The sequence below is a fragment of the Flintibacter sp. genome (assembly GCF_046973065.1).
Window position 1 is genome coordinate 55,072 of record NZ_JBKVXZ010000002.1, and the last position, 14,100, is coordinate 69,171.

Sequence of the window (14,100 nt, forward strand, 5' to 3'; positions counted from 1 at the left end):
ATTAGGGGGCCCTACTATGTCTGGGAAAAACGAGCTGTTACGGGATTTTCTGTGCTCCACAGGAAGGGAGTGAGGCCAAGGGCAAAATACGCGGTGTTCTACTGACACCGAAACGAATATCCGATATCCCTTATGTATCGCTTTTTTCAAGTATCTCGAAGCGGATCCTGTGATTTCGTCCATCGTCTGGGCAGACCGAAGAAAGACGCGGCCCTTACAGAAATCATCGCGGAACAGAGGGCGCGCAGCTTTCGTACATATGGCTGCCGCAGGATGTGGCTGGAGCTGAAAAAGCGAGGCAACTACGTCAAGACGTGGAAACTGTTATGACAATGCTGTGGCGGAGAATTTCTTTTCCATCCTCAAAACAGAGTGTATTTACCGCCATAAACCGGCCGCATTCCGCAAGGTCAATGGGATGAATAATCGCTATATCGATTTTTACAACCACAAGCGCATTCAGCTAAAAACTGGAGTGGCGCCGCTCACGCTGCACCACTCCGCTTAAAACTTTTGATTTTCCTACATGGACACCTCTTGGTGCTGTCCGCACAGTTTGGGGCGGCTTTGATGTGGATGTAGGCCTTTTTTGGTGTCCTTGCTGGTCAGCAGCTTTACTCACGCCGGCGGAGCTGAACAGAGCGCCTCCCACCAAGCAGGCCGGTCTGACGTAATACTTCATCATAGGTTCCTTGGCCCCCCCAGAACACTGAGGGAGGAGTCCCGCAGAGCTCTGCCGCCCGTTCCATCCGCCGCTGCCGCAGCCAGGCGTGGACCGGCAGGCCGTACAGACGGCGGCAGAATCTCTTGGTCCTGCCGGGTTGACGTCTCTTCCAGAACTGATAAATTCGTCCTCGACTATCTGTCTCTTGCAGTTTGGCCTCTTTACCATGGCTGAAAATAGCGATTGCAGTCCTCTTGGGCCTGCTTCAGCGCTTCTTCTGGGGAACATACCCCCAAAACTGCCTGCTGGACATGGGCCGCCAGAATGGTCTCTAGTTGCAGCTCGCTGAAGTTCTGGTAGTAAGTGCTGTTGCTGCGGCGCTGCGCTGTGGGAAAGCTCTTTCGCGCAGTGGAGAGCCAGGGGTATTGCTCGCTGATATCGCGGTTGCTGTATGCGGAACGGCAGGGAGACAGGCCGCCCAACATCGTGAAGACCGGTGCCACCAAGTCCGCATACAGCCACTCCAAAAACTTGCAGGCGGCCGCAGGGCAGGTGCAGCTCTGGGTGATCCCGATCACGCCGCCGCCCAAAAGCGGCTTTCCGCCAGGGACGGGGGCAAAGCCCAGCTTACCAGCAATTCGGGACATCTGAGAGTTCAGAATGTGGGAGGCATAGTTGATAAACACCACCGTCATGGCGGCCGTTCCATCGGCAAAGCCCTCCAGAGCATTCTTCCAGAAATCATAGATCGTCCGGTCCGAATAAGAATATGTCTCCCGGTAGTTTTCCAGCGCACGCAGCGCCTCCGGCGTATCCAGGGTGATCCGGCCCTGACTATCCAGGAGACGTCCGTTCTCCGCAAAAAGGCGGGGCATGAATTCGCTGGGGCTTACGACAACATTGCCGATGGCTACCGTTGAACCGTACTGTGTGGGGGAGGCGGCATTGCAGCCTCTGGTAAAGAAAGACGCGACGCGGTTATAGTCGCGGAAGGTCTTGGGGACAGCAAGCTCTTCCCGGAAGTCCTCATAATACATCCGCTTATATGTGGGGTCGGTGAACAGATCCCGCCGGTAAAACAGCAGCTGGATGCTGGGATCATAGGGAACACAGCAGCGGTTGCCGTGGGCGGTGGTAAAATGCTGCCCCAGCTCCGGAATGGCTTTAGCCAGCAGCCCGTCCCAATCAAAGGGGATCTGGGCAAGGGGACGGTATACCTCCTCTCCAAGCTCATCCAGCCAGGCTACATCCATGCGGATCAAATCATACTGGCTGCGGGCGGGAGACTGGACCACCCGGTAGACATCCCGCAGAGAGGGCAGGACCGTCAGCTCCAGGTGGATGCCGGCGGTTTTCTCGAGATGCGGCGCCAGCCTGGCCAAAGCGGTGGTCGAGGGGGAGGCCATGGTCAGTATTCGTAAAGTTTGAGAATGCAGATGGCCCGGCACCATCTGCGCAGTGCGGAATCCGTCATTTTCCATACGGAGCTTTCCGGGCAGGGCTTTTCCCTGCTCCAGGCGGGCCAGCAGCTGTTTCACAATCCGGTGGGCAAGTTGCTTGTAGTCCAGTTCATAAACTGAGGTCTCCGGATCCGTCACAGCGGCCTTTGTGGCCAGCGTAACAAAACGAGGCAGCGGCGCCTGACTGGAGTAGGCGCAGGCTGCCCGGACGGCATCCTCTCTGCGGCGATCCGAGCATATCATATAATCATACGCCTGGCCGCCGTCAAAAAACGCAAAGGCCCGCAGGCCGATCTGATAATTGCGGCAGTCCAGAAAGTTGACGGCTTCCTTATCCTGGCAGTGCGTACGGACACCCCTGATAAACAGAGCAGCATCTGGCAGCTCCGCGGCCTCTGTAAAGACGCCGATTCGGGCAGCACCTTGAGAGCAGACATAGTCCGCAATCTCCCGGCCAGCCCGCTCAGGATCAAAACCTGCGTACATCACATCCGGCTGTTCCGGACCTTCCCGCTGCAAAAAAACCAGCGGCAGGTCCGGAGCTTCGGCCCGGTAGTGGGACAATGCATCCGTCAGGCAGGTACTGGTAATGATCGCGCTGAAACGGGCGTTCAATGCTTCCGTCAGCAGGGACAGTTCTCTGCTCTCCATAGAGCGGGTGGAATAGAGCTGTACAGAATATCCTCTCTGTGAAAACTCGCTTTGAAAGACCTCATACATAGCCGCCCAGTGGGCGTACTCGATCCCCGGAAGCATAACCGCGATTGCCCGGTCCTTTCCCAGCCGCAGACTTTGGGCCTTGGCATTGACCTTATAGCCCAGCTTTTCCGCCGCCTGCCAGACCAAACGAATCTTTTCCACACTGACATTTCCGCGGCCGTTGATGACATTGGATACGGTTCCGTGGGAGACACCGGCCTCCCTTGCAATATCTTTGATAGTAGGCATCCCGGCGCCTCCTTCCGCTGATCTGTTTTTATTGTACTATGTGAGTTTGTTCCTGGCAAGAGCAGTTCTCGCCAAAAAGAAATAGTAAAATTGAACAGAATAAGGACTTATATTCTATATGTTTTGTAAAAAAAACATGTAAATAGTACTGAAAAGATCCAAAAAAGAAATTGACACGTTCCAATTTTAGCGGTACGGTAACAATAGAAACTCGCAATTCTCAGCTTCGATTTTTCAATTTTGGATGAAAAGGAGATGTCATTGATGAAGAAGTTTCTCAGCCTAGCACTTTCTGTTTTGATGCTTCTGTCGCTGCTGGCCGGGTGCGGCGGTGGTTCCTCCACAGACGACGGCGCCCAGCAGGACGGAGGCAGCGAGACGGCGGAGACCGGTGGAAAACTGGTCGTGTACTCCGCGCTGAACGAGGACAACACCATTGCGATGGCGGAGCAGTTTGAAAAGGACACCGGCATTGAGGTTGAGTACATCTCCCTGGGCGGCGGCGACGCTGTGGCCCGCGTCCAGGCGGAAATGAGCAACCCACAGGCGGATTTCCTGGTGGGCGGCTCCGTGGACCTGTACGGCTCCCTGGCGGAGGCTGGGGCGCTGCTGGAATACGACTCCCCCAACAACGATGACCTGGATGCGCGCTTCAATGACCCCAATCATCTCTGGCAGGGCTGGTACATGGGCGTTTTGAGCATCATCATCAACGAGGAGCGATTCCAGGAGGAACTGGCCTCTCAGGGCTTGGCCGAGCCCGCCACCTGGGACGATCTGCTGGATCCGGCCTATGACGATGTGTTTGTCTGGGCCAATCCAACCACTGCCGGCGGCGCCTACATCGCCACCGCCTGCCAGATTTTCCGCCTGGGTGAAGACGCCGCCTGGGATTACCTGAAGGCGCTGGACCAGAACGTCCACCACTATTATCAGGGCGCCGGGGACGTCATCAGCCCCGTGGCAACCGGCGAGTTCATCGCCTCCATCGCCTGGGCCCACGACAGCTTCAAGACCCAGCAGGAGGGCTACCCCCTCAAGCTCATCATTCCGGAGCAGACTGCCTATGAGATTGGCGGCGCGGCCATCATCAACGGCGGCCCCAACACAGAGAATGCCAAGATCTTCATGGACTGGCTGCTGACCAAGGAGGCCCAGGAGCTGAACGTGGAGTCCTCTTATCGCTATCCCGTCCGCACAGACGTGGCTGCACCCGAGGGCCTGCCGGCGCTGGAGGATGTGGATCTGGTGGACTACGACCGGGACCAGGCCACCGCGATGCGGGAGTCCGTCCTGGAAAAGTTTGAGGCGGAAATCATGGCAAACCGCACCTAACTGGTAGCAGGAAAGTGCCTGCCTGCAAGAGCAGGCAGGCACTTTTGCAATTTACAATTACGGAGCTGGAAGGAGGAGTCCCTATGGTCGCGGGCACGTCCGCACGGGAATCCGTCAAAGAAATGAAGCGGTTGAAAAATGAACCGCTCCTGCTGCTGGTCATCATCGCCATTATCCTGTTTGTGGGAATATTTGTGATCTATCCAGTGGTCAAGGTCATCCTGTTCCCCGATGGGGGGACCTATCTGGAGCTGTTCAACCGGCCCCGCTGGCTCACCGCCATCAAAAACAGCCTGTTCATGACCCTGGTCTCCACCATCTCCTGCACGGCGGTGGCATTTCTGTTCGCCTATGTCATCGCCCGCCTGGATGTGCCCTGCAAAGGGCTGTTCCGATTTATTACACTGCTGCCCATTGTCTCTCCGCCCTTTATCGTGGCGCTGAGCTATATCCTGCTCTTCGGCGTCCAGGGGATCATCACAAAAGGCCTGCTGGGACTCCATGTGGATATCTATGGCCGCCTGGGACTGTGGATCGTCCAGACTGTCACTTTCTTCCCCTACGCCTACTCGGTGATCTACGGCGTGATGAAGGGCATCTCCACCAATCTGGAGTATGCAGCCTACAACATGGGTGCGACCCGGTGGCAGGTGTTCCGGGATGTGTTCTGGCCCCTGTGCCGTCCTGGCGTGGCCGGCGGCGCCCTCATCGCGGCCATCAACGTCCTGACGGATTTCGGCAACCCCATCATGATCGGCGGCGATCTGGCCCTGCTGCCCACGGAGGCGTATATGCAGATTAACGGCTGGTACGACATGAGTACGGCCTCTGTCCTGGCGGTGGCGCTGCTGATCCCGGCCGTGGCGCTGTTCCTGGTGAACCGCTTCTGGGTAGGCAGGCGGTCCTATGTTACCATTACCGGCAAGGAGATTTCGCTAAATCCCTTTCCGGTCCCCAAGTGGGTGAAGTGGACCCTGTTCACGCTGACCATGCTGATCTCCCTGTTCGTCCTTCTGGTGTACGGTACCCTTTTCTACGGGGCCTTCACCAAGACCTGGGGATATGACTGGTCCTTCACCTGGGAGAACCTGCAGTACGTGTTCCTGAAGGGGGAACAGATCTGGAACTCCATCAAATACGGCCTCCTGGCGTCTTTAGGCGCTGCGCTGCTGGCCATGGTCCTGGCCTACATCGTACAGAAGAAGCAGGTGGGCCTCAACAAGTTTCTGGACTTCCTGGCCATCCTGCCCGGTGCCATTCCCGGTATGTTTCTGGGCATCGGATTTGTGCTGGCGTTCAACGGCGGCTGGCTGTCCCTGACGGGGACGGGCGCCATCATGGTGCTGGCGCTGCTGTTCTGGAATCTGCCCACCTGTTACAGTGCGGCAACAGCAGGCCTGCAGCAGATCGGCGCCTCGGTGGAGGACACGGCCCTGAATCTGGGGGCCAACAGCTTCCGCTCTTTCAAGGATGTCATCATTCCGCTGCTGAAGGCGCCGTTTCTCTCGGGCTTCGTGCTGTCCTTCCTGCGGTCGGTTACCTGCCTCAGCGTGGTGATCTTCCTCTACGCGCCCTCCACCACCGTGGGCACCATCTCTGTGATGGTCCTCGTGCAGAGCGGACAGTGGGGCGAGGCGGCGGCGTTTACTGTGGTGCTCATCACCATCGCGTTTACCGTGCTGCGGCTGGCTCAGTGGCTCCTGGGCCGCCAGGGCATCAAGCTGGAACTGTAAAGGGAGGCGGAACGTATGGATGCTTATATTGAATTTCGGAACGTCGTCAAGAAGTTCGACGACTTTGTGGCCCTGGACCATGTGTCCTTACAGATCCCAAAGGGGGCGTTCGTGACGCTGCTGGGCCCCTCCGGCTGCGGCAAGACCACCCTGATGCGCCAGCTGGCGGGGTTTTCCGAGCCGGAGGAGGGCGACGTCCTGGTGGACGGCAAGCGGATGAACGGGTTGCCGCCCTTCAAGCGCAATACGCCGCTGGTGTTCCAGGAGTATGCGCTGTTTCCCCACATGACGGTGTATGAGAACATCTCCTACGGCCTGAAGCTGAAAAAGGCGCCCAAGGAGGAAAAGGACCGCAAGGTGGCGGAGATGCTGGAGATGTTCAACCTCCAGGGACTGGATGGGCGGTTCCCGAAGCAGCTCTCCGGCGGCCAGCAGCAGCGGGTGGCCTTTGCCCGGGCGCTGGTGATGGGGCAGGAGATCCTGCTGCTGGATGAGCCCCTCAGCAACCTGGACGCCAAACTCCGGGTGGAGGTGCGGACGGAGCTGCGGCAGATCCAGCAGAAGTTCGGGATCACCACCATGTACGTCACCCACGATCAGGACGAAGCCTTGTCCATGTCAGATATCATCGCCGTGATGCGCAGGGGCCGCATCGAGCAGATCGGCAGCCCCTGGGAAATCTACTTCCGCCCCGCCACCCGCTTTGTGGCGGACTTCGTCGGCACGGTGAACTTCCTGGAGGGTACGGCCCATCGGGAGGCAGACGGCAGCCTGTCCGTGGACCACAGGGGTATGCGCCTCCGGGTGGACGAGGACACGGACCTTCAGGGCGGCGAGCCGGTGACTCTGGTGGTCCGCCCGGAGGGTATCAGCCTGATGGGGCTGGAAGAGACTGTCCCGGAGGGCACGGCGCTGCGCGGCACCATTGAAAATTACAGCTTCCTGGGTCGTATGATCCGCTACTGGGTGCGGGTAGGGGAGGAGGTCTTTGTCATCGATGACGCCAATGTGGACCTCACCGGCGCCCGGACAGGGGATGTGCAGTTTCGTTTGGATACTCGCAAGCTCCACGTGCTGAAAGGCGGTGGTGCGGATGCTGCTGGTTGACTTTATCAATGTGGGCTATGGCGACGCGATCCTGCTGCGGGAGACGGAGACACCCTTCGCCATGCTGGTGGACTGCGGGGACGCTCGCATCGGGCGCTCCCGACCGGACGGACGGCGGATCACTGCGGCGGACTACCTGCGCCGGGAGGGGATCCGGGAGCTGGACCTGCTGGTGCTGACCCACCTCCACCTGGACCACGCCGGCGGACTGACTCATTTGCTGCCGGGGGTCCGGGTGCGGGAATTCTGGACCAACTACCTCCCGCCGGAGGAGATGTGGGGTCACACACTCCCGGCAGTGCCGGGAGCTCCAGCCGGCGCCCGGTGTCTGATGACCTCTATGGGGATTTATGTAAAAGCCCTGGCCCATCTGCGAAGCCAGAAGACGGAGATCCGGCTGATCCGGACGCCCTGTGATTGCCGGCGGCTGACGGAGACATTGTCTGCCGGTGTTTTTCTGGAGGATGAAGAACTCCGGCTGCGGCAGGCTTCCATCTGGGACGCCGTCCTTTCTGGCGCGGGCAGCAGCGGGGACCTGGAGGCGCTTGACGGCTTTATCAACAACACCAGTATCCGCCTGCGGCTATCCTATGCCGGGCAGGAGATTGAGCTGCCGGGGGATGTGTATGCCTCCTGCTGGGAGCGGCACCAGCTCCCGCCCTGCACCCTCATAAAGCTGCCCCACCATGGGCACGGGGACGCCTTGACATCCCGACTTCTGGAGATGCTGCGGCCACGGTACGCCGTTATCTCGGTCTCGGATGATCGGACAGATGACTGCCCCAGCAAAAAAATTATTCAGCTTTTGTCGCAGTTTGGCGTTGAATGCTTTTTTACGGATGCAGTACCGTGTCAGTATGCTCCGGATCAGCCTCATGTTGCCATACGTTTTCGGATTGAAAAGGGAGTTCTTATGGTATCGGACGTGTAAAAAGATGTGGGGGGAGGGAACCGCTCTGAACACTGGACCCCAACGATTTATCAGGATGTGAACGACTCCTGCCTGACGCACGCCGATATTCCCGCCAGGTTGGATTACAATGGGGACTGGCGCGGAGACAACAAGTGAGAGAATCTCAAAAATTATTCCCGGATTCCTTCTGCATATTGTTCTATATGAGAGACTTTGTTCCACTATTTTATGGAATACGACGTTTATTACCCGCGGGGCATACCGAGGGCATCTTGACAGCATTTCCCGTATCCAAAGCGGTTGTAACCTGGACGGATCAGCCCATCTCCACCGATGGGGTACAGGTTTCCGCCATCATCGCGTGTCAATGCATGAGCCGGAAGCGGCTTACGTGCAGACTGCAGGGCATTCGGGCAGAAATGCGATTGCGGCTTCGAGAAAAGGGCAGGCGCTTCGGCGCCTGTCACTTTCCTAAAATTAGGAATGCGCACAAAAAATCAGGATATGTACGTGGAAGGAGTCCCGTTCTGCCCGTCGTGGAGGGATAGAATGCTGCTTCCGGCCTGACGTCTGCTGTCATACGCTTTCTGCTTTTTTGCGTCACAGTTGGCCGACGCGATACCGCCCGGAGGAGACTCTGCGCTCTTGTACCGGGACGTTTTTTGCCTTTTACGGGGCCATGAAAAACAAGCCCAAATTGGTCTGGCAGACCCAACCTGGCTTTATAGCTGTTTGAAACAGCATCGGCTCATAGATGGAAATCTCAGGCTTATCTCTGCCGCACCTTGAGCAGTGGGCATTTTCTTGGGCAATAGTCCTGCGGCTTCGCCCACAGGCATTGCCCCTGTTTCTCTGCTTTTTCAAAGTGGACACAGGCTACCGCCTGGTATTGCATTCCGCTTCTCTCCCGGCTGATTTCCAAAGAAATCAGCCGGGTTTCCTGCGCCTTCAAAGAATTAGATGGTATCTGGAAGAATTTTTGCGTGGTTTTGCCGTATTCTGAGCTGCTGTGATAAGCATTTGTTGGCTTCATAGCCGAGACGATGATCTGGTGAATGCTTCGCGCTGTCTTAGGGCTCAAGCCCTTGAATGGTCTCTTGCTCCGGTTCCAGTCCACCCGGCCCTTTTCCGTGTCGCTTACACCTTTTACAGCAACATAACAGATGGCACCGCGGTGTCATTCTCAAACTACTTGTTTTAATGTGACAGAAAAATATTATGTTAAGAAGTATAACGGCTGAGGAGCGGGTTTATCACTCCGCGGCCTGAGTAGGCGTATAAGTCTCCCCATATACAATAGCATTGTTTTACCGGACGGTTCATCATGCCCTTGGGCACTTTTTTAAGTGTGATTTACGAAAGAAGCTTGTATTCTGGTGCGTTTGCAAGGTACCGTCTGATAAGTGCGGTATATATGCACATGGGCATGGACATCCGGCGTGAGCCCGGCAGAGAAGTGCTCCCGGCATCTTGAGCGTCGCCCCGATAGCTCTCTCCCCACGAACCGGGACGATGGAGGGGCCTGTCCGTGCGGCGGTTTGCATATACGCCGACAGCCGGAAAATCCGCAAAAATGATTCAGCACCTTTTCTTTTCGACAAAATACGATATAATAAAGAAAAACGCCTGTTCCACAGCCGGGACGCTGCCTCTCCGATTGCATGGAATGGATTCGGTGGGATTTGCCGGCGGGAGCTGTTTGAAATTCAGAACACTGCGTATGGGGAGGAGACTCATGATTTCGCTGTTTCTTGTTGAGGATGAGCGGATTGCCCGGGAGAGTATCCGAGACAATGTTCCTTGGCAGGAACACGATATCCTGTTCCTGGGGGATGCGCCGGATGGAGAAGTCGCTCTGCCGCAGCTCCTGGAAAAACGGCCGGATATTCTGCTGACGGACATCAAGATGCCGTTTATGGACGGCCTGGAGCTGGCCCGGATCGTGCGGAAGGAGCTGCCGGATACCCGCATCATCATCCTCAGCGGACACAATGAATTTGAATATGCCAGAAAGGCCATCACCCTGGGCGTAAATGACTATCTGCTCAAGCCTGTCTCCAGCAGGGATATTCTGGAAGCCGTGGACCGCAGCAAGGCGCAGATTTTGGAATGCCGCGCACGGCGGATTGAGCGGCAGAGCCATAGCATCACACAGCGGGAGCTCTTTTTCAGCAATCTGTACAGCGGCATCCTGATGGGACCGGCGCAGATGCTCCAGCGTGCGGCGCAGCTCGGGATCTCTTTGGCTGCAGGAGCCTACCAGATCATCCTGACGGAGCTGGACGGTGTGATACCGGATCGGGAGGCGCTGCGGGACAAGCTGTATGCCGCGCCAATGGCATACGGCTCCGGCTTTGATGGGGAGCGGGCCACGTTCCTGCTGCTGGCGGAAGACGCAGCCGGACTTCCCCCAAAATTGCGGGAGTTCTCTGCGTGGCTGGAGGCGCTGGCCGGGCAGGAGGGACTGAGCGTGCATCTGCTGCCTGGAAAACAGGCGGCCCGGCTCAGCGACGCGAAAGCATACCATCTGCTGACGATTCAGAAAAAGCGGCGGGAGTCCGCAGACAGCAAGACGCTGTCCCACTCCACCTCCTTCCAGCGGGACACCCTGCTGGACTTTTTGCGGACTGGGAAGCCGTCTGCACTTCCGTCATTTTGGGCCCACTACCGGCCGACCATCGAGTCCGGATATTCCTCCTTTGTCTATCGCTGCTATCTCTATACAGAGCTTTTCTTTGTGGTCCATGAGTTCTGCCAGGAAAACCGGATCCCCCTTCCGGAATCCCTGCGCCAGGAGGATCTGCTGGAAAAGCGTATTCTGCTGACGAATTCCGTAGATGATTTCCTGACGCTGGCTTGCCAGCTCTGCGAAGAGGTGATGGAGGTCCGCCCCGGGGGCAGCCGGCACACGCCCTCCGCGGAGCAAGCCAGAGCGTATATCGACCGCCACTATATGGACCCGGAGCTGTCCCTCTCCTCGGTTGCGAATGCAGTGTCTGTAAGCCCCAACCACCTCAGCACGCTTTTCAAATCCAAAATTGGCGTCGGGTTCAGTGAATATCTGACGGAGGTCCGAATTCGCCAGGCCAAACGCCTGCTGATTACCAGCGATCTGCGGGTCAGTGAGGTCGGAGAACGGGTGGGGTATCAGAATATGGAGTATTTCAGCATGCTGTTCAAGAAAAACACCGGGCAGACGCCCAGCCAGTACCGCCGCTCCCACACGCTATGAGACGGATGAGTCGTGCAGCCGGCGCCCTGAAAACCGCCCTGGGCCGCCGTGGGAGCATACGGAGCAAGATCCTGGCGGGGTTTACGGTCATCCTGGTGGGGATGTTGAGTATCAACCTGCTGGTTATCGGCCTGTCCCACCACTTTTTGGGAGAATACCATATCCTGGCGGAGCGGGTCATTTCCGCAAACAAGCTGATCCCCACTGTCCGGGATGACGTGAGCCTGGACGCCTATTATCTGGTGGCGGGGCGCCGCACCCTGGAGACGACCCAGCTCTTCCACCACATGGAGGAAATTCGCCAGGGGCTGTATCTGCTGAAGCAGGAGAACAATTCTGAAAACGGCCGGATCCAGCTGCAGATTGCCACGCGCACCTTCGGCACCCTGCAGCGGTACTGTCAGAAGCTGGGGCAGGAGATTGATGCGGACGTGTCCCTAGAACTGCAGAATGTGACGCTGGAGCAGATTCGGGATGTCTCCGCCCTGGTGTACAACCAGATTGAGGAATACATTTACCTGGAGCTGCTCTGGGGGGAGTCCATTGATCAGATGCTCCAGACCGGATTTCAGCTGCTGCTGCTGGGGGATCTGGCGGCGGTGGTGCTGATGGTGGCGGTTCTGGCATTTTTGCTGATGCGCATCAACCGGACCATCAACGACCCCATCCAGGCGCTGGTGGAAAACACCCGGCGGCTGGCGGAGGGCGACTTTGATGCCCTGATGGAAGATGCCGGGGAGAATGAGGTCACCATCCTCAACAAGAGCTTCAACCGCATGGCGGCAAAACTCCAGCGCCTGATGGAAAAAGTGGAGGAGGACACCCGCACCCAGGAGCAGCTGGAGCTGCGGCTGCTTCAGGAACAGATCAATCCCCACTTTCTCTACAACACGCTGGAGATCATCGTCTGGCTGGCGGAGTCCGGGGACAAGGAGCAGGTCATTCAGGTGGTCCAGTCCCTCTCCCGGTTTTTCCGGGTGGTCCTCAGCAAAGGCCGCGCAGTGGTGTCCCTTCAGGAGGAGCTGTCCTGCATCCAAAGCTATCTCTATATTCAGAAAGTGCGCTATGCCGATATCCTGAACTATGAGATCCAGGCGGAGCCCGAAGCCTTGGACTGCCGGATCCAAAAGCTGAGCCTGCAGCCCCTTGTGGAAAACGCGCTGTACCACGGCATTGAAAAGAAGCGGGGGGGCGGCACCATCCGCGTCTGCGCCGATGTGAAGGACGGCTGCCTGGTGGTTCAGGTGGCGGACGACGGCTGCGGCATGACGCCTGAGAAATTGGAGGAAGTGCAACGGGAGGTGGCCGGAGATCTCGGCCAGATTTCCGAGGGCGGGTTTGGGCTGCCCAATATTCAAAAGCGCATTCAGCTGGCCTATGGAGCGGATTACGGCATTCACGTGAGTTCTCGGCTGGGCTGCGGGACTCGGGTCACACTGCAGATTCCGGCAAAATCGTAAAAAAGCTGAGAAGCAGCAGAAAAAAGCAAAAGTCCGGCTTTCCGGCCGGACTTTTTTCTGTAAAATTCAAATAAAAACCCGTTGGAGCGCCTCTTTTCAAAGGTGGAGGCGTCTTGTATATTATTTAACACAGGGCGCGAGACCGCCCATTCGGAAGATGAAGAAAGCGAGAAAGGATTGAAAGGTATGAAACTGAAGAAATGGTTGACCGGCGTTTTGGCCGCTGCGATGGCCCTGTCTCTGGCCGCCTGCAGTGATGGAGGCGCGGAAAGCGCCGATGCCGGCAGTGAGGACAGCATCACCCTTGGATTTGCCCAGGTCGGTTCTGAGAGCGAGTGGCGCACTGCCAACACCGACAACATCAAGGCTGCCGCGGAGGCCGCCGGCGTGACCCTCCAGTTCTCCGACGCACAGCAGAAGCAGGAGAACCAGATCAAGGCCATCCGCTCCTTCATCGCATCTGACGTGGATGTGATCTCCTTCTGCCCCATCGTGGAGACCGGCTGGGATACGGTCCTGCAGGAGGCCAAGGACGCCGGGATCCCGGTGGTCCTGGTGGACCGCGGCGTGACTGCGGACCCCTCTCTGTATGTGACCCACATCTTTGCCGACGCCCTGAAGGAGGGTGCCAATGCCTTCAATTGGGTTGACGAGTATATGACTGCTGAGGGCAAGACTCCACGTGCCGGCGGCGATCAGTTCCAGGTGGCGATTCTGGAGGGCACGGTCGGCTCCTCCGTGGCCGCCGACCGCCTGCAGGGCTTCAACGATGCCATGGCCGAATCCCCCAACAGCGGCAAGTACAACGTCATCTGTTCCCAGACCGGTGAGTACACCCGTGCCAAGGGCATGGAGGTCATGGAGTCCTTCCTGAAGTCCGACGGGGACAAGATCGATATTCTCTTCTCCTGCAACGGCGATATGGCTCTGGGCGCTATTCAGGCCATTGAGGCTGCCGGACTGAAGCCCGGTGAGGACATCGTCATCGTCTCCATCGACGCCGCCAAGGGCGAGTTCAACGCTATGATCGAGGGCAAGATGAACTGCGCCGTGGAGCACACCCCCAACTTCGGCGAGACCCTGATGGAAACCGCCAAGAAGATTGCGGCCGGCGAAGAAGTACCCGCCACCATTGAGCTGGAAGAGGGGATCTTCCCCGCTGACATTGCCGAGCAGGAGCTGCCCAACCGCACCTATTGACCGGCTTTCGCCAACCGTTCCATGATCCCGCGGGCGGGGGATGTCCTC

The 14,100-nt window shown here is 57.7% G+C and carries 10 protein-coding genes and 1 pseudogene; 9 read left to right on the plus strand and 2 right to left on the minus strand.

From position 1 onward, the window contains the following. Positions 1 to 132 precede the first annotated feature (132 nt). Both ACLTXB_RS01095 and ACLTXB_RS01100 read left to right on the plus strand, forming a co-directional pair. The gene (locus ACLTXB_RS01095; protein WP_353734555.1) at positions 133 to 330 is read left to right on the plus strand and encodes an IS3 family transposase; all 198 of its coding nucleotides are present in this window, start codon (positions 133 to 135) and stop codon (positions 328 to 330) included. Beyond that, a pseudogene (locus ACLTXB_RS01100) lies at positions 317 to 508 on the plus strand (IS3 family transposase); the annotation flags it as partial. The gene ACLTXB_RS01095 and the pseudogene ACLTXB_RS01100, both read left to right, overlap by 14 nt. Positions 509 to 885: 377 nt before the next feature. Here ACLTXB_RS01100 and ACLTXB_RS01105 read toward each other — a convergent pair. After that, positions 886 to 3,072: an extracellular solute-binding protein gene (locus ACLTXB_RS01105; RefSeq protein WP_287554438.1), complete on the minus strand. Its 2,187-nt coding sequence runs from the start codon at positions 3,070 to 3,072 to the stop codon at positions 886 to 888. Between the two features lie 264 nt (positions 3,073 to 3,336). Between ACLTXB_RS01105 and ACLTXB_RS01110 the strand changes: the two genes are divergently transcribed. From ACLTXB_RS01110 to ACLTXB_RS01125, 4 genes are all read left to right on the plus strand, one after another. After that, positions 3,337 to 4,407, plus strand: a complete 1,071-nt coding sequence (locus ACLTXB_RS01110) for an ABC transporter substrate-binding protein (RefSeq protein ID WP_276894789.1) — start codon at positions 3,337 to 3,339, stop codon at positions 4,405 to 4,407. Positions 4,408 to 4,490: 83 nt separating this feature from the next. Then, positions 4,491 to 6,140 carry an ABC transporter permease gene (locus ACLTXB_RS01115; protein WP_412260846.1) on the plus strand — a complete coding sequence of 550 codons (1,650 nt, stop codon included), beginning with the start codon at positions 4,491 to 4,493 and terminating at the stop codon, positions 6,138 to 6,140. A gap of 15 nt (positions 6,141 to 6,155) precedes the next feature. After that, positions 6,156 to 7,247: an ABC transporter ATP-binding protein gene (locus ACLTXB_RS01120; RefSeq protein WP_412260844.1), complete on the plus strand. Its 1,092-nt coding sequence runs from the start codon at positions 6,156 to 6,158 to the stop codon at positions 7,245 to 7,247. Beyond that, complete coding sequence (locus ACLTXB_RS01125; RefSeq protein WP_119310428.1) at positions 7,234 to 8,178, plus strand: ComEC/Rec2 family competence protein; 945 nt, start codon at positions 7,234 to 7,236, stop codon at positions 8,176 to 8,178. The genes ACLTXB_RS01120 and ACLTXB_RS01125 overlap by 14 nt, the downstream gene beginning before the upstream one ends. Before the next feature lie 751 nt (positions 8,179 to 8,929). Here the strand turns inward: ACLTXB_RS01125 and ACLTXB_RS01130 are convergent. Continuing rightward, positions 8,930 to 9,241, minus strand: coding sequence for a hypothetical protein (locus ACLTXB_RS01130; RefSeq protein WP_412260842.1), 312 nt, complete (start codon positions 9,239 to 9,241; stop codon positions 8,930 to 8,932). 654 nt (positions 9,242 to 9,895) lie between these two features. Between ACLTXB_RS01130 and ACLTXB_RS01135 the strand changes: the two genes are divergently transcribed. From ACLTXB_RS01135 to ACLTXB_RS01145, 3 genes are all read left to right on the plus strand, one after another. Next, positions 9,896 to 11,392 carry a helix-turn-helix domain-containing protein gene (locus ACLTXB_RS01135; protein ID WP_428226065.1) on the plus strand — a complete coding sequence of 499 codons (1,497 nt, stop codon included), beginning with the start codon at positions 9,896 to 9,898 and terminating at the stop codon, positions 11,390 to 11,392. Continuing rightward, complete coding sequence (locus ACLTXB_RS01140) at positions 11,389 to 12,852, plus strand: sensor histidine kinase (RefSeq protein ID WP_119310436.1); 1,464 nt, start codon at positions 11,389 to 11,391, stop codon at positions 12,850 to 12,852. Before ACLTXB_RS01135 ends, ACLTXB_RS01140 begins: the two co-directional genes overlap by 4 nt. A gap of 186 nt (positions 12,853 to 13,038) precedes the next feature. After that, positions 13,039 to 14,052 (plus strand): ABC transporter substrate-binding protein, encoded by a 1,014-nt coding sequence (locus tag ACLTXB_RS01145; protein ID WP_412260840.1) that lies wholly within the window; start codon positions 13,039 to 13,041, stop codon positions 14,050 to 14,052. Positions 14,053 to 14,100: the final 48 nt, after the last annotated feature.

Bases quoted from the DNA above. Each gene is read 5' to 3' on its own strand.
- ACLTXB_RS01095 (WP_353734555.1), top strand. From the start codon at position 133: ATGTATCGCTTTTTTCAAGTATCTCGAAGCGGATCCTGTGATTTCGTC.
- ACLTXB_RS01105 (WP_287554438.1), bottom strand. From the start codon at position 3,072: ATGCCTACTATCAAAGATATTGCAAGGGAGGCCGGTGTCTCCCACGGA.
- ACLTXB_RS01110 (WP_276894789.1), top strand. From the start codon at position 3,337: ATGAAGAAGTTTCTCAGCCTAGCACTTTCTGTTTTGATGCTTCTGTCG.
- ACLTXB_RS01115 (WP_412260846.1), top strand. From the start codon at position 4,491: ATGGTCGCGGGCACGTCCGCACGGGAATCCGTCAAAGAAATGAAGCGG.
- ACLTXB_RS01120 (WP_412260844.1), top strand. From the start codon at position 6,156: ATGGATGCTTATATTGAATTTCGGAACGTCGTCAAGAAGTTCGACGAC.
- ACLTXB_RS01125 (WP_119310428.1), top strand. From the start codon at position 7,234: ATGCTGCTGGTTGACTTTATCAATGTGGGCTATGGCGACGCGATCCTG.
- ACLTXB_RS01135 (WP_428226065.1), top strand. From the start codon at position 9,896: ATGATTTCGCTGTTTCTTGTTGAGGATGAGCGGATTGCCCGGGAGAGT.
- ACLTXB_RS01140 (WP_119310436.1), top strand. From the start codon at position 11,389: ATGAGACGGATGAGTCGTGCAGCCGGCGCCCTGAAAACCGCCCTGGGC.
- ACLTXB_RS01145 (WP_412260840.1), top strand. From the start codon at position 13,039: ATGAAACTGAAGAAATGGTTGACCGGCGTTTTGGCCGCTGCGATGGCC.